At 75.0% G+C, this 19,910-nt stretch carries 19 protein-coding genes; 14 read left to right on the top strand and 5 right to left on the bottom strand.

All coding sequences use genetic code 11. The annotated features are described in order from the left end of the window. Positions 1-11: 11 nt before the first annotated feature. Positions 12-482 carry a tRNA (cytidine(34)-2'-O)-methyltransferase gene (locus tag H4F90_RS12210; protein ID WP_182664954.1) on the top strand — a complete coding sequence of 157 codons (471 nt, stop codon included), beginning with the start codon at positions 12-14 and terminating at the stop codon, positions 480-482. Here the strand turns inward: H4F90_RS12210 and H4F90_RS12205 are convergent. From H4F90_RS12205 to H4F90_RS12190, 4 genes are all read right to left on the bottom strand, one after another. Beyond that, positions 464-3,610 carry a hypothetical protein gene (locus H4F90_RS12205; RefSeq protein ID WP_182664952.1) on the bottom strand — a complete coding sequence of 1,049 codons (3,147 nt, stop codon included), beginning with the start codon at positions 3,608-3,610 and terminating at the stop codon, positions 464-466. The genes H4F90_RS12210 and H4F90_RS12205 overlap by 19 nt on opposite strands. Positions 3,611-3,632: 22 nt before the next feature. Beyond that, the gene (locus H4F90_RS12200) at positions 3,633-5,378 is read right to left on the bottom strand and encodes a hypothetical protein (RefSeq protein WP_182664950.1); all 1,746 of its coding nucleotides are present in this window, start codon (positions 5,376-5,378) and stop codon (positions 3,633-3,635) included. Continuing rightward, complete coding sequence (locus tag H4F90_RS12195; RefSeq protein WP_182664948.1) at positions 5,375-5,866, bottom strand: hypothetical protein; 492 nt, start codon at positions 5,864-5,866, stop codon at positions 5,375-5,377. Before H4F90_RS12195 ends, H4F90_RS12200 begins: the two co-directional genes overlap by 4 nt. Positions 5,867-5,964: 98 nt before the next feature. Then, on the bottom strand, positions 5,965-6,117 hold the full coding sequence (locus H4F90_RS12190; RefSeq protein WP_182665027.1) for a rubredoxin: 153 nt from the start codon (positions 6,115-6,117) through the stop codon (positions 5,965-5,967). A 169-nt stretch (positions 6,118-6,286) separates the two neighbouring features. On the opposite strand from H4F90_RS12190, the gene thiD reads away from it, so the two are divergent. The 7 genes from thiD to fabG all read left to right on the top strand — a co-directional run bounded on the left by thiD (position 6,287) and on the right by fabG (position 13,047). Then, complete coding sequence (gene thiD / locus H4F90_RS12185; protein WP_235972181.1) at positions 6,287-7,312, top strand: bifunctional hydroxymethylpyrimidine kinase/phosphomethylpyrimidine kinase; 1,026 nt, start codon at positions 6,287-6,289, stop codon at positions 7,310-7,312. A 63-nt stretch (positions 7,313-7,375) separates the two neighbouring features. After that, positions 7,376-8,695, top strand: coding sequence for a glutamate-1-semialdehyde 2,1-aminomutase (hemL, locus tag H4F90_RS12180; RefSeq protein ID WP_182664946.1), 1,320 nt, complete (start codon positions 7,376-7,378; stop codon positions 8,693-8,695). A gap of 22 nt (positions 8,696-8,717) precedes the next feature. Next, positions 8,718-9,560, top strand: coding sequence for an EamA family transporter (locus H4F90_RS12175; protein ID WP_182664944.1), 843 nt, complete (start codon positions 8,718-8,720; stop codon positions 9,558-9,560). Between the two features lie 77 nt (positions 9,561-9,637). After that, positions 9,638-11,032 (top strand): UDP-N-acetylmuramate:L-alanyl-gamma-D-glutamyl-meso-diaminopimelate ligase, encoded by a 1,395-nt coding sequence (gene mpl, locus H4F90_RS12170; protein ID WP_182664942.1) that lies wholly within the window; start codon positions 9,638-9,640, stop codon positions 11,030-11,032. 33 nt (positions 11,033-11,065) lie between these two features. After that, positions 11,066-11,425 carry a YbaN family protein gene (locus H4F90_RS12165; RefSeq protein WP_182664940.1) on the top strand — a complete coding sequence of 120 codons (360 nt, stop codon included), beginning with the start codon at positions 11,066-11,068 and terminating at the stop codon, positions 11,423-11,425. 65 nt (positions 11,426-11,490) lie between these two features. Next, positions 11,491-12,210, top strand: a complete 720-nt coding sequence (locus tag H4F90_RS12160; RefSeq protein ID WP_182664938.1) for a YqiA/YcfP family alpha/beta fold hydrolase — start codon at positions 11,491-11,493, stop codon at positions 12,208-12,210. Positions 12,211-12,288: 78 nt separating this feature from the next. After that, positions 12,289-13,047, top strand: a complete 759-nt coding sequence (gene fabG / locus H4F90_RS12155; protein ID WP_182664936.1) for a 3-oxoacyl-ACP reductase FabG — start codon at positions 12,289-12,291, stop codon at positions 13,045-13,047. Between the two features lie 42 nt (positions 13,048-13,089). On the opposite strand, the gene H4F90_RS12150 is transcribed toward fabG, so the two are convergent. Continuing rightward, complete coding sequence (locus H4F90_RS12150) at positions 13,090-14,109, bottom strand: hypothetical protein (RefSeq protein ID WP_182664935.1); 1,020 nt, start codon at positions 14,107-14,109, stop codon at positions 13,090-13,092. 286 nt (positions 14,110-14,395) lie between these two features. Here H4F90_RS12150 and H4F90_RS15665 point away from each other — a divergent pair, with 286 nt between their 5' ends. The 6 genes from H4F90_RS15665 to aroQ all read left to right on the top strand — a co-directional run bounded on the left by H4F90_RS15665 (position 14,396) and on the right by aroQ (position 19,862). Then, on the top strand, positions 14,396-16,420 hold the full coding sequence (locus H4F90_RS15665; protein ID WP_182665024.1) for a ribonuclease catalytic domain-containing protein: 2,025 nt from the start codon (positions 14,396-14,398) through the stop codon (positions 16,418-16,420). Further along, positions 16,417-17,325, top strand: a complete 909-nt coding sequence (aroE, locus tag H4F90_RS12140) for a shikimate dehydrogenase (RefSeq protein ID WP_182664933.1) — start codon at positions 16,417-16,419, stop codon at positions 17,323-17,325. The genes H4F90_RS15665 and aroE overlap by 4 nt, the downstream gene beginning before the upstream one ends. Next, the gene (gene mtgA / locus H4F90_RS12135; RefSeq protein ID WP_182664931.1) at positions 17,322-18,074 is read left to right on the top strand and encodes a monofunctional biosynthetic peptidoglycan transglycosylase; all 753 of its coding nucleotides are present in this window, start codon (positions 17,322-17,324) and stop codon (positions 18,072-18,074) included. The genes aroE and mtgA overlap by 4 nt, the downstream gene beginning before the upstream one ends. 13 nt (positions 18,075-18,087) lie before the next feature. Beyond that, positions 18,088-18,678 (top strand): hypothetical protein, encoded by a 591-nt coding sequence (locus H4F90_RS12130; RefSeq protein WP_182665022.1) that lies wholly within the window; start codon positions 18,088-18,090, stop codon positions 18,676-18,678. Continuing rightward, positions 18,675-19,238, top strand: coding sequence for a TlpA disulfide reductase family protein (locus tag H4F90_RS12125; protein ID WP_182664929.1), 564 nt, complete (start codon positions 18,675-18,677; stop codon positions 19,236-19,238). Before H4F90_RS12130 ends, H4F90_RS12125 begins: the two co-directional genes overlap by 4 nt. 180 nt (positions 19,239-19,418) lie before the next feature. Further along, on the top strand, positions 19,419-19,862 hold the full coding sequence (gene aroQ / locus H4F90_RS12120) for a type II 3-dehydroquinate dehydratase (protein ID WP_182664928.1): 444 nt from the start codon (positions 19,419-19,421) through the stop codon (positions 19,860-19,862). The last annotated feature ends 48 nt before the right edge of the window (positions 19,863-19,910 follow it).

Below are 19,910 nucleotides of genomic sequence, written 5' to 3'. Positions count from 1 at the left end.
ACACTCCCGCCATGTTCCGCATCGTCCTTGTCGCGCCGGAGATTCCCCCCAACACCGGCAACGTGATCCGCCTGGCAGCCAACACCGGCTGCGCCCTGCACCTGATCGAGCCGCTCGGCTTCTCGATGGACGACCGCCAGCTGCAGCGCGCCGGCCTCGATTACCACGAGTACGCCCCCGTGCAGGTGCATGCCGACTGGGCGGCCTTCCTGGCCGCCGAGCAGCCCGAACCGGGCCGGCTCTTCGCCTTCACCACCCGCGCGCAGCGCCGCTTCGACGCCCCGCGCTGGCAGGCCGGGGATTGCCTGGTCTTCGGCAGCGAGAGCGCCGGGCTGCCGCCGGCCCTGCGCGACAGCCTGCCGCCCGAGCAGCGCCTGCGCCTGCCGATGCGCCCCGGTCAGCGCAGCCTGAACCTCAGCAATGCGGTGGCCGTGGCGGTGTTCAACGCCTGGCGCAGCCTGGACTACGCGGGCGGGGGCTGATCCCGTAGGCGCAGTGCGGCAGGGTGCGCGAGCATCCAGAGCGTGCCGCCGGCATCGCGCCCGAGGCCTGCAGCCTCGGCACGCCGCAGCAGGGGCGGAGGCAGCACCTGGTTCAGCGGGCGCAGCGTAAGCGGTGGGGCCTCCAGAGCGACCAGGCCCGCCCCCCCCGGCGTCTGCACCGCCATCAGCAGGGTCTCGGCAGGCAGGGCCTGCAAGACCGGCGCCGCCACGCCCGGCCAGGCCAGGGCCGGCAGGCGATGGCCTTGCCACATCAGCGCGCCACCGGCGGCCACGGCCCGCCAGGCAGCCGGTGCAACCGCCTGGGCGGCACCGAGCGCATGGGCCGGCAGGCCCACCGGGCCCCAGCCCGCGACCCGCAGGCCGAGCCAGGGGCCGGCCGGCAGCCCGCAGATCCCGCGCAGCGCGATGCGGCAGCCCTCCCCCCGAAGCGTCTCCACCCGCAGGCTCAGGCCCTGGGCCTCGACCTGGGCCCGCAAGGCCTCCAGCCGGGGACGCGGCAGACCGGCCCCGTCATCGCCCACCATCAGCTCGACTTCGTCGCCGGCGCGGCGGCTCCAGCTCAGCAGCACCGTGGCCACCGGCGGCTTGCCGGCCGCCGCGCGGCGCTCGGGCGATTCCAGGCCCTCGCTGACCGCCTGCAGCAGCAGGCCCTCCACCCAGGGCAACCAGCGCGAGAGGGCCAGCGGATCGACCGGTTCGGCCCCGCCGTCGACCGTGAAGCGCAGCGGTCGGCCCAGCGCAGCGGCTGCGGCCTCCACCGGTGCACGCAGGGCCTCGGCCCAGCGATCGAAGCGCAGCGGACGGGCGGCCGCGAGGCCCTGGGCCAGCGCGTCGATCGCCCCCTGCTGGCGCCGCAGCGCCGCACCCAGCTCACGCTGGGCCGCCACCAGGCGGGCCCGCAGATCGGATGCCAGGCATGGCGCCGCCTGCGCGAGCGCCTCCGCAAGGGCCTGGCGGGCCGCCTGCAGCGGATCGGCCTCGGCCTGCACGGCATCGAGGGCGCCGTCCAGCGCCCTCAGGGGCCAGTCGGCGGGCGGCAACCGCCCGATCCCGGCGGGGTCGGGCAGCGGTCGCATCGCGGCCCAGGCCGGCCAGTCGATCCACGCAGCCGGGACGGGAGCGGCCGCCTCGGCGGCTGGCGTCCCGGCCGAGGCTGGCGCCGGGGCCGCCAGGGCCTCGTCCAGACGCTGCATGAGCTCGGCCGGCGGCCGGCGCAGGAAACCTGCGGCGAACTGGTGCAGCAGATGCCGCAGGTGCTCACCGGCCTCGGTCAGCAGGGCCGCCCCGGCCGGATCCGGCGCGGCCCCCGGCCGGACCGGCCGGCAGACCAGGGCGAGCACACGGCCGGCGAGCTCGGCCAGATCCTCCAGACCCAGCTCGGCCGCCTCGGCGGACAGCTGGCGCGCCGCCACCACGGCCTCCTCGGCCAGCGGCCCCTCGCCGAGATGGGCCCACTCGGCCAGCGCGACGTTCAGGCGCCTCGAACTCTCGTCCGCCTCGTGCAGGAACTGATTGAAGCGAACGATCGGCAGGCGCAGCGAACCGATCTGACGCCAGGCCTCGGGATCCGCAGCCGGGTCGGCAGCGGGCGGTTCAGGCTCCTGGCCGGCCTCGGTCTGCGGCTCGGGGGGAATGGCCTCACCCGGCGGGGACGGCTCGGCGGGGCAAGGCGCCCCCGCCCCCACCCCCGCCCCGGTCGCAGGCGACGGCGGAACGGCCGGCTGCGAGGCGGCCGCTTCCGGAGCCCCTTCCGGAGCCGGAGCGTGGTCGGTGGACTTGGACTCGGCGGCAGGCTCGGGCCATGGGTCGGACAGGTCCAGGCTCAGGTCCGGCAGTTCGTCCCATTGCATCGACGGCGGGGCGGCGGGCGGCGGATTCCAGGTCGGCAGGCGGGGGAGCTCGGCCTCGGCCTCGGGGTCGGGGTCCGGCTCCAGCGCCTCGTCGAAGCCAAGGTCGACCTCGGCCCAGGCGGTCGGTGCCGGCATGGGCAGGGGCTCGGGAACGGCCCGCCAGGGCATCGGGGCGGTGTCGGGCTCGGCGACGACCGGGGGTTCGCCTGCAAGCGGCTCCGGGGCATCGGTCTGGCCGGCCGGCGAAGTCCCACCAGCAGCCTGGTCCGCCGGGCCGGGTGTCTCCGGCATCGGCAGGTCGAGGGCCGAGGCGGGCAACCAGTCATGGCGGGGATCCCGCCCGGGCGGAGGACGGAAGGCCGGACTCAGCGGGGCCCAGGCAGCCGCCTCGCGCAGGCGCTGCAGCTGCGGCGCTTCGTCGCCCAGCGGATCCTCGGCCCGCACACAGGCCCAGGCCAGCTCGAGGGCCAGGCCGGACGGCAGGGCGGGCACCGGCACGCAGCCGGCCTGTCCGCGCAGCGCCGTGCGCAGCAGGGACAGGAGGCGCGAGGGCAGACGCGGCGGCAGCGTGGCCGGGTCGAGCAGCCCGAGGGCATCGCCCTCCATCGCGGCCGCCGCAAGCCGCCACCCCCCGGCAGCGGAGGGCGGCGCCGCGGCCGCCAGCCCGGCGCACAGGGCCTGCAGCCGCTGCGGGGCCGCTGCGGCACGGGCATGCCCCGGGTGCAGTCCATCGAGCACCGCGGCCTCGAAGGCCTGCAGCAGCGCGGCATCGAGCGGCTGAGGCGGGCTGCCGTCCGGCGGCAGGGCCAGCCATTCGGCGGCCTCGGGCGGGCACCACCACTCGGCTGCCGTCGGCGGGGTCTGGCCGACCCGCTCGAACAGGCGGGCCAGGCCGGCATCGGCGGCGAGCGGCGGCCAGATGCTGGCCGGCGGGTCGCCAGCAGCCTCGCGCAGCAGCCCGGTGTCGATGTGCCGGGCCAGCTCGCGCAAGCCTTCGCGTCGGATCGGGTCGTCGGGCTGGTCGGTGTCGAGCAGCAGGGGCAGCAGGGCGAGCAGGCGGGCCGCCGCGGGCACGCCGGCCTCCTGCAGCGCCTGGACCCGCTCGGCGAAGGCCGCCGCGAGCAGGGCGGATTCGATCGGATCCGGCGCGGCGGCCGGGTCGGCCAGCAGATCGTGGAGGCGCTCGAACAGGGGCTCGAGCGCGTGCTGCAGCTCGACCCCGGCAGGACTGCGCAGGCCGGGAGGACGGGGAATCATGGGAGCAGCACGGCGGACCGGATCAGGCGGTCCGGAAACGGGCCAGGGCCGCCTGCAGGCCCTCGGCCTGGGCGAGCACGGCCTGCACGCCGAGCAGGCTCTGCGCATGGTCGGCCTGGGCGGTGGCCTGCATCTCGACACTGCGGTCGAGCGAGGCGCGCAGGGCCGACACGGCTTCGGGCTCGGCGAGCGCGGCCAGGCGTTCGGGCAGCGCGGCGATCAGGGCCTCGCTGGCGTCGAGGGCCTCGGCCTCGGACGCCAGGCGGCTGGACTCGGGACCATCGAGCGCGTCGAGCTGGGCCCGGGCGAGGCCCTGGAACTCCGCGACCGCAGCGCGCAACGCCGCACGGGCCTCGAGCCCGGGCTGGATCAGGGCCTCGGCCGCGTCGATCAGGCGGCACCAGTCCTCCGCCGGATGGCGCGGGTCGCGCCCCCCCGGCTGGGCGGCCTGGAGATCGGCGTTGAGGCTCAGGCGGGCCGCCTCGGTGCGCCAGTCGGCCAGGGCCTGCACGAAATCCAGGGCCGCCTCCAGTTGCAGGGCGAGGGCTTCACTGCGTGCGCACAGCGCGGCCGCCGGCTCCACGGCGGCCGCCTGGCGTGCCCGCTGCGCACGCAGGGCCTGCAGGGTGTGCGGCCACTGCAGGGCCAGGGCCTGGAGGGCGGGGGCGGATTCGCCCAGCGCCCCCAGGGCCGTCACCATCCCCTCGAAGGCGAGCTGCAGTTCGCGCAGGGACTGCACGCCCGCCTCGCCCCGTGACTGCAGCTGCGCGCTGGCGGCCTGCACGCGGGCCAGGCCCTGCGCCACCCGACCGGCGCTCTCCTGCGTCTGGGCAAGGGACAGGCGCAACTCGGCCAGGGTCTCGGCAAACTGGCCGATGAAGCCAGCGGCCAGGGCCTCACCGTCGACCGGCAGCACGTGGGCGAGATGACCTTCCGCGACGGCCTGCAGGTGCGGCGCCAGGCGCTGCAGGGCCTGTTCGTTCTCGTGGGCCGTGTGGCGCAAGGCCAGCGCGCTGGCCTCGGCCTCGAGCTGCAGCGCCTCGGCCCGCTCGGCCCGTTCGGCCTGCTCGCGGCCGATGGCCGCCCCGCGGCCGCCGAGGCCGGCCAGGATGAGGAGCAGGGCCAGCACGGCAGCGGCCAGCAGTTCGGGGGCCAGCGGCGGCAGGGCCTGCACGCGCAGACGCTCGTGGCGCAGCGCGACCCGCAGGGCGTCCACCGCCTCGGCGCTCGGGAGCTGCACGACGCGCGGCGGCTCGGGGGCCGGCGGTGGCGGCGGCTCGGGGGCCGGCGGTGGCGGCGGCACGGCCTCCACCTCGGGCGCCGAGGCCTCGGCGCTGGCGGCGAGGGGCGGGGACGCCGAGGCCGCCTCGGCCGGCGCCGGGGGGGCGGCGGGCCGCAGGGCCTGCAGACGCGGCCGGAGCCGCTCCAGGCTCTGGCGCGAGGTGCCGCGCAGCGTGGCGGACGCCAGCGGATCGACGCTGCGGCCCAGGGCCTGAAGGGCCTCGGTCGCCGGTCGCGCATCGCGCTGCAGCTCGGCCAGGCGCAGGGCCAGGCCCAGGGTCTCGGTGCGGGCTTCGGCCTCGGCCAGGCTGACCCGCAGCTGGGCGTGGTCGCGCAGGCCGTTCAATGCAAAAGCAGCCGCGGCGAGCAGGCCGATCAGGCCCAGGGCCGTGAGGACGACGAAGAAGCGCCGAGGTGCCGGGCGCGGCGGCGGCGGGCGGCGTGGCGCGTCCAGCGCCTCGCGGGCCCGAGGGGAAAGCTCGCTCACTCGGCGATCTCCAGGTAGCGGGGGTCGGTCACCAGACGATCGGGCAGCAGCACCTGCCAAGCACGGCCTTCGGCATCCCGGTGGCAGGGGCCGGCGAAGGACGGCCAGGGGCCGGGTGCGGCCCAAGCCGCCAGCGGCAGATCGCGCGGGCCGCGCAGGCCGAGCACGCGGTCGAGCGCCCAGGCGCTCCCGTGGCCGGGCGCTCGCAGGGTGAGCCAGCAAGGGGTCTCAACCCGGCCGGCCAGCGGCGGGCCCCCGAGCCAGGCCCCGAGATCCAGCCCGAGCCGGGGCTCGGCCTCGATCTCGACCAGGCCCAGACAGCCTGCAGCCCCGCCCCGAGGCAGCGGCTGGGCCGGCTGCCAGCGGTGGACGGCAACCAGCTGCGCGACCGGCAGCAGCAGGCCGAAGCCCCCGGCCTCGACCGCCAGCCAGCAGGGCGCATCGACCGGGTTCGTCGGCACGGGGTCGGACAGCGGCGAACCGCTCATGGGCGGACGGAGGGACGGGAGTAGGGGAAGGAAGCGCCCGGGCGGGGGGGCTCCGACGGCGCCGCGACACCCTCAGGTCGCGGCAGGGTCCGGATCGATCAGATCTGGACCATCTCGAAATCTTCCTTGCGGGCCCCGCACTCGGGGCAGACCCAGTTCATCGGCACATCGGCCCAGCGGGTGCCGGGGGGAATGCCATGGTCGGGGTCACCGGCAGCTTCGTCGTACATCCAGCCGCAGATCAGGCACATCCAGGTTTGAGGGTCGCTCACGGCGCTTGGTCGCTCACTACAATGAATCGAACCTGATTGTATCGACGGCCCCTCGTCCGGCTTCCGGCCTGCCGGCCCGTCTGCCTGTCCGCCGGCCCCGAGGCCGGCTTTTTTCTTGCCTGAGGCGCCGCGTGGCGCGCTGTCCATCATGAGCCGACCCAAGTTCGAGGCCCCCCCGAGCCCGGAGGCCCCCGACGCACCGGGCGCCCCGGGAGAGACCGATCCCGACGCCCCGCCGGCCTGCGTGATGAGCTTCAACGCCGCCGACGCCAGCGGCGCCGGCGGCAGCGGCGGCGATGTCGCGACCATCACCGCGATGGGCGCGCACCCCCTGCCGGTGATCACCGCCATCCTGATGCGCGACACGGCCGAGGTCTTCGAGTCCCAGGCCCTGGAGCCCGACACCATCGTCGAGCAGGCCCGCAGCATCCTGGAGGACGTGACGATCTCCGCGTGGAAGGTCGGCTTCCTCGGCAGCGCCGAGGGCGTCTCGGCCGTCGCCGAGGTGCTGAGCGACTACCCGGACGTGCCCCTGGTGGCCCACCTGCCGGCCATCACCTGGTTCGACGACGAGGACGATCTGCAGGCCTATCTGGAGAGCTTCCGCGACCTGATCCTGCCCGCCGCCGAGGTGCTGGTGGGCAGCCAGCAGGCCCTGGGCGAGCTGCTGCTGCCCGACTGGGACAACGAACGGGCGCCCTCGGCGCGCGAGCTGGCCGTGGCCGCCGCCGAGAAGGGCACGCCCTATGTGCTGGTGACCGGCATCGCGCTGCCGCCGAGCCGGGGCGCCCAGCCCGGCGAGCCCGGCAGCGAGGGCTGGGTCGACAACGTGCTGGCCTCGCCGCAGGGCGCGATCACCGGCGAGAAGTTCGAGCGCTTCGACACCAGCTTCGTCGGCGCCGGCGACACCCTGTCGGCCGCCCTGGCCTCGTTGCTGGCCGCCGGCCAGGACCTGCATCTGGCCGTGGGCGAGGCCCTGAACTTCCTCGACCAGTCGCTCGACGCCGGCTTCCGCCCGGGCATGGGCGGCGTGGTGCCCGACCGCTTCTTCTGGGCCCTGCCCGAGGAAGACCCCGAAGGCGAGCCCGGCGCCGAGGGCGAGGACACTGCCCCGGCCCGCAGCCCCGGCCTGCCGGCGGACAGCGAGCCGCCGCCCAAGCGCCGCATGCACTGAGCGGCCGGCGGCCGCGGCACGCCACGCGCGGCCCCGCCGCCCTTTCCTGAATCGATTGCCCCGATGAGCCGCAACACCGAACTCTTCGAACGCGCGCAGCGCGTCATCCCCGGCGGCGTGAACTCGCCCGTGCGCGCTTTCCGCGCGGTGGGCGGCACGCCGCGTTTCATCCAGCGGGCCGAGGGCGCCTACCTCGTCGACGCCGACGGCAAGCGCTACATCGACTACATCGGCTCCTGGGGGCCGATGATCCTGGGCCACGGCCATCCCGAGGTGGTCGAGGCCGTGCAGCGCGCCGTGACCGAGGGCTTCAGCTACGGCGCCCCGACCGAGCGCGAGATCGAGCTGGCCGAGGAAATCCTCAAGCTCGTGCCCAGCGCCGAGCAGGTGCGCCTGGTCTCCAGCGGCACCGAGGCCGCGATGACCGCCATCCGCCTGGCCCGCGGCGCCACCGGCCGCAGCAAGCTCATCAAGTTCGAGGGCTGCTACCACGGCCATGCCGATGCGCTGCTGGTCAAGGCCGGTTCGGGCCTGGCCACCTTCGGCCACCCGACCAGCGCCGGCGTGCCGGCCGAGGTGGTGCAGCACACCCTGGTGCTGCCCTACAACGACGTGGCCGCGCTGGAAGCCGCCTTCGCCGCCCACGGAGCCGAGATCGCCTGCGTGATGGTCGAGCCCATCGCCGGCAACATGAACTTCGTGCGTGCCAGCCTGCCCTTCGTGCAGGCCATGCGCCAGCTGTGCACGCAGCACGGCGCGCTGCTGGTCTTCGACGAGGTGATGAGCGGCTTCCGCGTCGCGCTGGGCAGCGCCCAGTCGATCTACGCCAAGGCCCTGCCCGGCTTCGCGCCGGACCTGAGCGTCTTCGGCAAGGTCATCGGCGGCGGCATGCCCCTGGCCGCCTTCGCCGGCCCGAAGGACGTGATGGGCAAGCTGGCACCGCTGGGCCCGGTCTACCAGGCCGGCACGCTCAGCGGCAATCCGGTGGCCACGGCCTGCGGCCTGGCGACGCTGAAGCTGATCCAGCGCCCGGGCTTCTTCGAGGCGCTGGGCGCCACCACCCGCAGCCTGGTCGACGGCCTGCTGGGCGCCGCCCGCGCGGCCGGCGTGCCCATGGTCGGCGACTGCGAAGGCGGCATGTTCGGCTTCTTCTTCCCCAAGCCGGAGCAGGACTTCAGCGCCCACCCCGGCGGCCTGCCGCAGAACTACACCGAGGTGATGGCCACCGACGGCCCGCGCTTCAACGCCTTCTTCCACGGCATGCTGGACCGCGGCGTCTACCTGGCCCCTGCGCTCTACGAAGCCGGCTTCGTGAGCGCGGCCCACACGGCCGGGGACATCGCGGCCACCGTGGCGGCCGCTGCGGCCGCCCTGCGCGGCTGAAGCTGGAAGCGGGGGCCGGCCGATGGCCCCGGGGGTGATGCTGGCGGTGCTGGGCGCCGCCCTGCTGCATGCGGGCTGGAATGCCCTGCTGCGCCACCAGGCCCGCGGCCCGGACGGCCGGGCGCCAGACGCCCGCGGCCTCGTGCTCGGTGCCGCGCTCTGGGCCCTGCCGCTCCTGCCCCTGCTGCCGGTGCCGCCGGCCGCTGCCTGGCCGGCGCTGGGCGTGTCGGCCCTCGTGCATGCCCTGTATTTCGAGGCGGTCGGCCAGGCCCATCACCAGGCGGCCTTCAGCCAGGCCTACCCCTTGATGCGTGGCCTCGCGCCGCTGCTGACCGCGGCCCTGGCCGGCCCGCTGTTCGGTGAATGGCCGGGCGCAGGCGCCGGGCTCGGCCTGGCCCTGCTGGCCGGCGGGGTGCTGGCCCTGGGCCGCGGACCGGCGACCGAGCGCCTGCCGACGCGCAGCTTGCTGACGGTGCTGGGCGTGGCCGGGCTGGTGCTGCTCTACACCCTGCTCGACGCGCACGGGGTGCGCGCCGCCGGCCCCGGGCTGGCCGACGCGGCGGGCTACAGCGCCTGGCTCTTCGTGCTGAGCGCGCTGCCCCTGCTGCCACGCCGCGCACCCGACGGCCGACGGGCCGGCCCCGGTCGGGCCGGCCTGCTGGCCGGCGGCTGCAGCCTGCTGGCCTATGGCATCACCCTGGCGGCCATGACCCGGGCGCCGGTGGCCCAGGTGGCGGCCCTGCGCGAGACCTCGGTGCTGTTCGGCGTGCTGATGGCCGCCTGGGTCTTCCATGAACCGGTCGGCCCGCGGCGCTGGATGGCCGCGGCGGCGGTGGCGGCCGGGGCGGCGCTGCTGCGGGGCTGAGCGCGCCGGCCCGCAGCTTGCTGCGGCCCCGCCGCGGCCGGCCCCGTCCGGGGGCGGCTCCTAGAATCCGCACCCCTATGCACCTTCACATCCTCGGCATCTGCGGCAGCTTCATGGGCGGCCTGGCCGCCCTGGCCCGCGAGGCAGGCCATCGCGTGACCGGCTGCGATGCCGGCGTCTACCCGCCGATGAGCGATCAGCTGCGGGCCCTGGGCATCGAGCTGATCGAGGGCTACGGGGCCGATCAGCTGGCGCTGAAACCGGACGTCTTCGTGATCGGCAACGTGGTCTCGCGGGCCAAGCCCGGCGCCTTCCCGCTGATGGAGGCCATCCTCGATGCCGGCGCCCGCTACACCAGCGGCCCGCAGTGGCTGGCCGAGCAGGTGCTGGCCGGCCGGCATGTGCTGGCCGTGGCCGGCACGCATGGCAAGACCACCACCACCTCGATGCTGGCCTGGATCCTGGAGCAGGCCGGTCTGCAGCCCGGCTTCCTGGTCGGCGGTGTGCCGCAGAACTTCGGCGTGTCCGCGCGGCTCGGCGCGGTCGGCCCGCAGACGCCCTTCGTGATCGAGGCCGACGAGTACGACACCGCCTTCTTCGACAAGCGCAGCAAGTTCGTGCACTACCGGCCGCGCACCGCGGTGCTGAACAACCTGGAGTTCGACCACGCGGACATCTTCTCGGACCTGGCCGCCATCGAGACCCAGTTCCACCACCTGGTGCGCACCGTGCCGGCCCGCGGCCGCCTGGTGGTGAACGCCCGCGAGGCCAGCCTGGAGCGCGTGCTGGCGCGCGGCTGCTGGAGCGGCGTCGAGCGCTTCGGCGTGCGCGGCGACGCGCCGGGCTGGCGCGCCCGCGGCGAGCCGCATGCCTTCGACGTGCTGCGCTCGGGCCGGCAGGCCGGCCGGGTCGAATGGAGCCTGCTGGGCGAACACAACCAGCTCAATGCCCTGGCCGCCCTGGCCGCGGCCGAGGCGGCCGGCGTCGCGCCCGAGGCGGCCTGCGCCGCGCTCGGCAGCTTCCAGAGCGTCAAGCGCCGGCTGGAGCTGCGCGGCACGGTGCCGCGGGGCGGCGGCGAGATCGCCGTCTACGACGACTTCGCCCACCACCCCACCGCCATCCGCACCACGCTGGACGGCCTGCGCCGCAAGGTCGGCAACGCCCGCATCCTGGCCATCTTCGAGCCGCGCTCCAACACCATGAAGCTCGGCACCATGAAGGCCCAGCTGCCCTGGGCGCTGGAGGAGGCCGACCTGGCCTTCTGCCACAGCGGCGGGCTGGACTGGGACGCGGCCGAGGCGCTGGCCCCGCTGGGCGAGCGCGCCATCGTCAGCGCCGACGTGCCGGGCCTGGTACAGCGCATCGTCCGCGCCGCGCGGGCGGGCGACCACCTGCTCTGCATGAGCAACGGCGGCTTCGGCGGCATCCACGGCCAGCTGCTGCAGGCCCTGGCCGCGGGCCGCGCGGGCTGAGGCGCCCCCGCCCGCCCCCACCTCGCGCCCCCGATGAAACGCCCGCTGCTGCTGCTCGCCGGCCTGCTGGCCCTGGCCCTGGGCCTGATCGGCGTGGTGCTGCCGCTGCTGCCGACCACGCCCTTCGTGCTGCTGGCCGCCGCCTGCTTCGCGAAAGCCCACCCGGCCTGGGAACAGCGCCTGCTGGACCACCCCCGCTTCGGCCCCGGCCTGCGCCGCTGGCGGGAACGCGGCGCGATCGCCCGGCCGGCCAAGCGCCTGGCCGTCGGCGTGCTGCTGCTCAGTGCCCTGAGCGGCGCCTGGATGCTGCGCGAGCGCGGCGCCTGGGCCGGGCTGCCCCCGCTGGCCTGCGCGGCCGTCGGCCTGTGGATCGCCACGCGGCCCGAAGCCTGAGCCCCGCGCGGACGGGCGGGCCGCCCGCCCCCGCTTCGTCCCCGCCCACCTCCCCGCCCCCTCCGATGCGCCTGCCCCCCGCCCGCGACCCGGCCGCACCCGAGGCCCCACGCCCCGCCCGCTGGCCGGCCGAGCTGCCGCCGCGCGCCGCCGGCCCGGCGATCACCCACCTGCTCTACCTGCATGGCTTCCGCTCCTCGCCGGCCTCCTTCAAGGCGCAGCGGGTGGCGGCGCGGGCTGCGGCGCTGCGCGAGGCGGGCCGGCCGCTGCTTTGGGCCTGCCCGCAGCTGCCTGGCGCACCGGCGCAGGCGCTGCGGCTTCTGCGCTGGATCGTGGGCAGCTGGCCGATGGCCTCGACGGCCGTGATCGGCAGCTCGCTGGGCGGCTTCTATGCCGACCTGATCGCCCAGGAGCGCGGCTGCCGCGCGGTGCTGCTGAACCCGGCGGTGAATCCGGCCCGTGACCTGGCGCGCTACATCGGCAGCCACCCGTCCTGGCACGACCCGGCGAGCCAGCTCGTCTTCACCGCCGCCGACGTGGCCGACCTGGCCGCCATGCAGGCCGCCCGGGGCCGGCCGGGCCCGCAGACCCTGGCCGTGATCGCCACCGGCGACGAGGTGCTGGACGCCAGCGAGATGCAGGCCCACTGCGCCGGCGCGCGCTGCTGGGTCGGCGAGGGCGGCGACCATGCGCTGGGCGATTTCGACACGGTCTTCGCCGCGCTGCAGCACTTCCTCGGGCTTGACGCCGTCCGGGACGATGGCGACCCTCCGGGTCCGCCCTGAGGCCCACGGCCGGCCGGGGCGGACCTTCCCTTCCCCGACGACGTCCGCCCCGCCGGACGCCTCCCCGACCTGCCTGCCATGCGACTGCTGAACAAGATCTGCCTCATCACCGGTGCCGCCCAGGGCATCGGCCTGGCCACCGCGCTGAAATTCGTCCGCGAGGGCGCCCACGTGGTCGTGGCCGACCTGAAGCCGGCGGCCGTCGATGCCGCCGTCACCGCATGCCTGGCCGCGGCGCAGGCCGCGGGCAGCGGCTCGCAGGTGATCGGCCAGGCCCTGAACGTGACCGACCGCGCCCAGGTCGATGCCGCGGTGGCGGCCGTGCTGGCGCGCTTCGGCCGCCTCGACGTGCTGGTCAACAACGCCGGCATCACCCAGGACGCACGGCTGCAGAAGATGACGCTGGCCCAGTTCGACGCCGTGATCGACGTGAACCTGCGCGGTGTCTTCCACTGCGCGCAGGCCGTGGCCGACACGATGGTGGCCCAGGGTGCGGGCGTGATCCTCAATGCCTCCAGCGTGGTCGGGATCTACGGCAACTTCGGCCAGACCAATTACGCGGCCGCCAAGTTCGGCGTCATCGGCTTCACCAAGACCTGGAGCCGCGAGCTGGGCCCCAAGGGCGTGCGCGTGAACGCCGTGGCGCCGGGCTTCGTCGAGACGCCCATCCTGGCCACCGTGCCCGAGAAGGTGCTCGACAGCATGCGCGCCGACGTGCCGCTGCGCCGCCTGGGCCAGCCGGAAGAGATCGCCAACGTCTACGCCTTCCTGGCCAGCGACGAGGCCAGCTACATCAACGGCACGGTCATCGAGGTGGCCGGCGGCCTGACCGTCTGAGCCTGACCCGGCCCGGCACCGGCCGGGTCGGCGCCCGCCGCCTCAGCGGTTGGACTGGACCTGCAGCGCCACCATCTCGGCCACGGCCTTCAGGCCCTGGCCGACGACCTCCTCGTAGCGCGCCGGGTCGGCGATGGCATCGTAGGTGGCGCTCTTGCTCGAATTGGTCGTGCCCCCCGCCAGGGCCGCGGCCGCATTGAGCACCGCACCGAGCACGCCGGCCGCCGCCTCGCCGGGGGTCGTCGGCCGCTCCTTGACCTCGACGAAGACCGCGGGGTCGAGCACCAGCGGGTCCTTGAGCGTCATCGTGGCGTAGGTGGTGCCGGTCAGGATGCCGACATGGGTGGCGGTGATCACCGGATAGGCCCGCGCGCTGACCACCGCGGCATCGTTGCGACCGAAGAAGCCCTTGTTCTCGTTCGTCAGCTCGACGAAGTGCACGCGCAGGTGCATCTCGATCAGGCCGTTGACGCCCAGCTCCTTCTGCAGCGCCATCGCATCCGGGATGGCCGACATGGAGCCGAGGCCGCTGCCGATGTTGGCCAGGTTGCCGAGCGCGCCCAGGGCATTGCTGCGCTGGGCGGTGGGCGCGGTGATCTGCCCGCGGTTCAGGCCGTAGACGGCGGTGCCGGCCGGGCCGACGACGACGCGGCCCGATTCGCGCATCGGCAGGGCCTGGCCGGCATCGGCCAGCTTGCGGTAGCCGGGGGCGGCGCGCAGCTCGGCCGGCGGCAGCACGTCCAGGCCGGCCGCCTTCAGACTGTCGATCACGGCCGCCTGGGCGCGCTCGGCCAGGGCCTGGAACTGGGTCTCGCCCACCCCGCCCAGGTGGAAATAGGTCTGGGCATGGGCCACGCTGCTGGTGGCGAAGCGCGAGGTGCTGGCCGACTGGGTGTCGTAGGTGAGGAATTCGACCGCGAGCTGGGTCAGGGCCACTTTCTGCAGGCCCTTGAGCGCGCTGCCGCTGCCGACCTTGAAGACCCGCGGTGCGGCCTCGGCCGGCTTGAACTGCGCGTCGACGGCCACCGGGGCCGCCACGCCCGGACCGGGCAGCGCCAGCATGGCAAGGAGCAGGGCGGAGGCGAGGCGGCGAGCAGGTGCGTGCATGGGCGAGGGGCAACAAGGGTTCCGGCAGGGAACGGGGCAGCGGGAGCAGGCGCCCGCATCGAGAGCTGAAGCGGCTGGACTATGCCTCGGCAGCGACATCCTTCCGACCGGAACAAGCCCTAGCGGGCGGGTGGCGCGTGCGGCAGCGCCCCAGCCCGCCCGGTGGCGGCCGGATGGGACAATCCGCCCGGTGAACTACGCCCTCTTCGATGAGGCCGGCAAATTCCTCGCCGGCCGTGTGATGTCCGAAGCCGACAGCTCGATGCAAGTCGAGCTGGATTCCGGCAAACGGGTCAAGGTCAAGACCGCCAACGTGCTGCTGCGCTTCGCCAAGCCGCAGCCGGCCGAGCTGATGGCCGCCGCTCCGCCGCAGGCCGCCGAGATCGACCTGGACCTGGTCTGGGAAACCGCACCCGAGGAGGAATTCGGTTTCGAGGCCCTGGCCACCGAGTACTTCGGCGCCACGGCCGATGCCGTGCAGCGCGCGGCCATGCTGATGCGGCTCTATGAAGCGCCGCACTACTTCCACCGCCGGGGCAAGGGCCGCTTCCGCAAGGCCCCGGCCGAGGTGCTGCAACAGGCCCTGGCCGCGATCGAGCGCAAGGCCGCGCAGGCCGCGCAGATCGAGGCCTGGACGGCCGAGCTGGTGGCCGGCCGCTGCCCGGCGCCGGTGCAGGAGCAGCTCTTCCGCATCCTCTTCAAGCCCGACAAGAACGGCCCCGAGTACAAGGCCGTGGTGGCCGCGGCCAAGCAGGCGCAGCGGGCGCCGCTGGACCTGCTGACCGCGGCCGGCGCGATCACCAGCCCCTACCAGTTCCACTGGCAGCGCTTCCTCTTCGAGCACTTCCCCAAGGGCACGGGCTTCGCCGCCGAGCTGCAGCCGCAGCCCCTGGCCGAGACGCTGCCGCGCGCGGCGGTGGCGGCCTTCTCGATCGACGATTCCTCGACGACCGAGATCGACGACGCGCTCTCGGTGCAGGGCCTGGGCAGCGGCACCATCACCTTCGGCGTGCACATCGCGGCGCCGGCCCTGGCGATCGCGCCGAACGGTGCGCTGGACGCGGTGGCGCGCCAGCGCCTGTCCACGGTCTACATGCCCGGGCACAAGATCACCATGCTGCCCGACGCGGTGGTCGAGGCCTGCACCCTGCAGGAAGGCCGTGACTGCGCGGCGGTCTCGGTCTACTTCCGTTTCGACGAGGCCACGCTGGCGCTGCTGGGCGCCGAGACGCGGGTGGAACAGGTGCCGATCGCCGCCAACCTGCGCCACGACCAGCTCGACGCGGTGGTGACCGAGGCCGCGCTGGACGCCGCCGCGGCCGGCGCCCCGCCCGCGGGCCTGCCCTTCGGCCCCGAGCTGGCCTTCGGCTGGCGCCTGGCCCGGCACCTGAAGGCGCAGCGCGAGCAGGTGCGCGGCAAGCCCGAGACCTTCAACCGGCCGGACTACAGCTTCAAGCTCATCCCGGCCGGCGCCGCCGCGCCCGACCCCGAGCACCTGCCCGACGGCAGCGAGACGGTGGTGATCGGCGAACGCCGCCGCGGCGCGCCGCTGGACCTGATCGTCGCCGAGGCCATGATCCTGGCCAACAGCCACTGGGGCGGCTGGCTGGCCGAGATGGGCCTGCCGGCCATCTACCGCAGCCAGGCCAGCCTGGCGCCGGGCATCAAGGTGCGCATGGGCACCAAGCCCGCACCGCATGCCGGCATGGGGGTCAAGCAGTACAGCTGGGCGACCTCGCCGCTGCGCCGCTACGTGGACCTGGTGAACCAGTGGCAGATCGTCGCCGCCGCGCGGCACGGCGCGATGGCACCGCTGCAGGCGCCCTTCAAGCCCAAGGATGCGGCGCTGTTCGCGATCGTCAGCGGCTTCGAGGCCGCGCATGCCGCCTACAACGCCTTCCAGAACGGCCTGGAACGCTACTGGACGCTGCGCCACCTGGAGCAGGCCGGGATCGCCGAGCTCGAAGCGACCGTGCTCAAGGACGGGCTGGTGCGGGCCGATACCCTGCCCCTGGTCTTCCGCGCCCTGGGCTGCGAGCCGCTGCCGCGCGGCACCCGGGTGCGGGTGCGCCTGACCGGCAGCGAACTGCTGACCCTGGAGCTGCATGCCAGCCTGGTCGCCCGCCTGGACCCCGAGGCCGCCCCGCCGGCCGACGAGGCCGGCGAGGAGGCCGGCGAGGAACTGGACGCCGCCCCCGCCGGCCTGGCCCTGGCCATCGACCTGGACGAGGCGGAGCCGGCCCCGGCCCCGGAGGCCGCGGCGTGAGCGCCGCGCCCGCCCGCGGCGCGGTCTATGCGGTGATCGGCCACCCGGTCACGCACAGCCGCTCGCCCTTCATCCATGCAGCCTTCGCGGCGCAGACCGGCGAGACCCTGCGCTACGGCCGGCTGGACTGCCCGCCCGAGGCCTTCGCCGACACGCTGCGCGCCTTCGCCACCGGCCGCCTGCAGGCCCCGGCCGAGCCGGGCGAGGCCGAAGGCAACCCGGCACCCGGTCCGGCCGGCGGCTGCAACATCACCGTGCCCTTCAAGTTCGAGGCCCTGCGCCTGGCCGCCCGGACCACGCCGCGGGCCGCGCGGGCCGGCGCGGTCAACACCCTGCGCTTCGACGCGGACGGCTGGCTGGGCGACAACACCGACGGGGTCGGCCTGGTCCGCGACGTCTGCGCGAATGCGGGCTTCGACCCGGCCGGCCGCTCGCTGCTGCTGATCGGCGCCGGGGGCGCCAGCGCGGGCGTGCTGGGCCCGCTGATCGAAACCCGGCCGGCCCGCCTGGTGCTGGCCAACCGCACGGTGGCCCGGGCCCAGGCCCTGGTCGAAAGCCATGCCGACTGGGCCGCTGCCCAGGGCGTGACCCTGCAGGCCGCGCCGCTGGACGACTGCGGCCAGGGCCATGATCTGGTGCTCAACGGCAGCGCGGCCAGCCTGGCCGGCGCGGCCGTGCCGGTGGCCGCCAGCGTGCTGCGGCCCGGCGCCCTGGCCCTGGACATGATGTACGGCCCGGCCGCCCGGCCCTTCCTGGACTGGGCGGCCGCCCACGGGGCGCGGGGCCGCGACGGCCTGGGCATGCTGGTCGAGCAGGCGGCCGAAGCCTTCCTGCTGTGGCGCGGGCAGCGGCCGGCCACCGCCCCGGTGCTGCAAGCCCTGCGAGCACGCGTGGACGCGGCATGAGCGCGGTCCGCTGGCGCCCGCCGCGCGGCCTGCTGCGCGTGGCCGGCCTGCTGCTGCTGGCCGGGCTGATGCTGCAGCTGGTGTTCGTGCTGCGGATCGCGGCCATGGCCTGGATCGATCCAGCCTCCACCGCCTTCGAGCGCAGCGAGGCCTGGCGCCTGCTGTCGACCCGCGGCGAGCTGCCCTGGCGCCAGAGCTGGCGCGACGAAGCCGAGATCAGCGTCCACCTCAAGCGCGCGGTGATCGCCTCGGAGGATGCGGGCTTCGCCCAGCACGATGGCATCGACTGGGACGCCATCGAGAAGGCCTGGGAGCGCAACCAGCGCGCGCAGGCCCGGGCCGAGGCCCGTCGGCCCAGCCAGGCGCCGGCCCGGCCGCCCAAGGTCGTCGGCGGCTCGACCATCACCCAGCAGCTCGCGAAGAACCTCTTCCTGAGCGGCGAGCGCACGCTGCCGCGCAAGGCCCAGGAGGCGCTGCTGACCCTGATGCTCGAAGCCCTGCTCGACAAGCGCCGCATCCTGGCGATCTACCTGAACCACGTGGAGTGGGGCGAAGGCGTGTTCGGCGCCGAGGCCGCCGCCGCCCACTACTTCCGCAGCAGCGCCGACCGCCTCACGCCGGGCCAGGCCGCGCGGCTGGCGGTGATGCTGCCGGCCCCCAAGCGCTTCGAGAAGCGGCCCGGCTCGCCCTATGTGGCCGGCCGGGCCGCGACCATCGCCGCGCGCATGGGCGCGGTCGAGCTGCCCTGAGGAGGCCCGCATGATGGACGACGCGCTGGACGCGATCGCCGCCCTGGCGGCGCGCTACATCGTCGAGGAGGACCTCGACCACGCCCGCGCCAAGCGCAAGGCCGCCCGCAGCCTGGGGGCCGAAGGGGCCGGGCTGCCCAGCGAGGCGCAGATCGAGGCGGCGGTGGCCGAGCACCTGGCGATCTTCCACGCCGACACCCAGCCGGCCGAGCTGGCCGCGCTGCGGGCGCTGGCCCTGGTCTGGATGGAGCGCCTGGCCGACTTCCGGCCCATGCTGCTGGGCGCCGTCTGGCGCGGCACGGCCACCCGGCGCTCGGACATCCAGCTGGCGCTCTACTGCGAGGACGGCAAGGCCTGCGAGATCGAGCTGCTCAACCAGGGCCTGCGCTACGAGCTGGGCCAGCATCAGGGGCCGCGCGGCACGCCGGTCGATGTGCTGCGGCTGATGCTGCCCTGCCCGGCGCTGGGCGAGCGGGTCGGGCTGCAGTTGCACATCCTGGACCGCGACGACGTGCGCGGGGCGCTGATCCCCGACCGCCAGGGCCGGTCGGACCGCGGCGATGCGGCGGCGCTGCGCCGCCTGATCGACACTGCGGCGCCATGAAGGACACGCCGCCCCCCGCCGAAGCCCCCTCGCCCGCCCCCGGCCGGCGCCACCTGCTGATCGGGGCGACCGCGCTGGCCGCGGCCGGCGCCGGGCTCTACAGCTTCCTGCATGCGCAGGGCCCGGCACTGGGTGCGGCCGAGTCGAGGTTCTGGACGCTGGAGCTGCCGCAGCCTGACGGCGCCACCTTGCGCACCGCGGCCTTCCGCGGCAAGCCCCTGCTGCTGAATTTCTGGGCCACCTGGTGCCCGCCCTGCATCAAGGAGCTGCCGGAGATCGACCGCTTCCACACCGCCATGCGTCCGCAGGGCTGGGGCGTGATCGGCCTGGCGGTGGACGCACCCACGCCCGTGCGCAACTTCCTGGCGCGCCAGCCGCTCGGCTTCCCGGTGGCGCTGGCGGGGCTGGAGGGGACGGAGATGTCGCGCGAACTCGGCAACACCCAGGGCGCGCTGCCCTTCACCGTGCTGTTCGACGCCGGCGGCCGCATCGTGCAGCGCAAGCTGGGCGAGACCCATCGGGCCGAATTGCAGGCCTGGGCGGCCGCCCTGCACCGCTGAAGCGAGGCCCCCAGGCTGGCCGCGGCCTGACGGCTGCGGGCTGGCCCAGCTTGCGGCCTCCGGGTTTGCGCGTACATTTTCGCCCACACCCCGGCGGCGGGTCCAAGCGGCGCACGGCCACCACGCTGGCACAATCGCGCAGCCAAAGGGCGGCAAGTGCCGCCGATCCGCAACGATCTCATGCACATCCTCGTCCTGCACGGCCCCAATCTGAACCTGCTCGGCCGCCGGGAACCGGCGGTCTACGGGGCAACGACGCTGGCTGAAATCGATGCAGGCCTGGCCGAGCAGGCCCGCGCCGCCGGGGCACGGCTGCAAAGCTTCCAGAGCAACCACGAAGGGGCGCTGGTCGACCGCGTGCAGGCAGCCGCGGGCGAGGGCGTGGACTTCATCGTGATCAACCCTGGCGCCTACACGCACACCAGCATCGCCCTGCGCGATGCGCTGGCAGGGGTCGCGATCCCCTTCATCGAGGTGCACCTCTCGAACATCCACCGCCGGGAGCCCTTCCGGCAGCATTCCTATTTTTCCGACCTGGCCGAGGGCGTGATCCTCGGCCTTGGCGCCGCCGGCTACCGGCTGGCCCTGACCGCCGCGCTCGAACGCGGCGCCCGGCCGCGCTGATGCCGTCCGAGCCCGCTGCGGCGGGCGGATGGCAAGGCGCCCCTCAGA

The organism is Aquariibacter albus, assembly GCF_014145335.1.
GTDB classification, from domain to species: domain Bacteria; phylum Pseudomonadota; class Gammaproteobacteria; order Burkholderiales; family Burkholderiaceae_C; genus Aquariibacter; species Aquariibacter albus.
The sequence above is the reverse complement of the archived record's forward strand: the minus strand, read 5'-3'. Positions and strand labels throughout refer to the sequence as shown.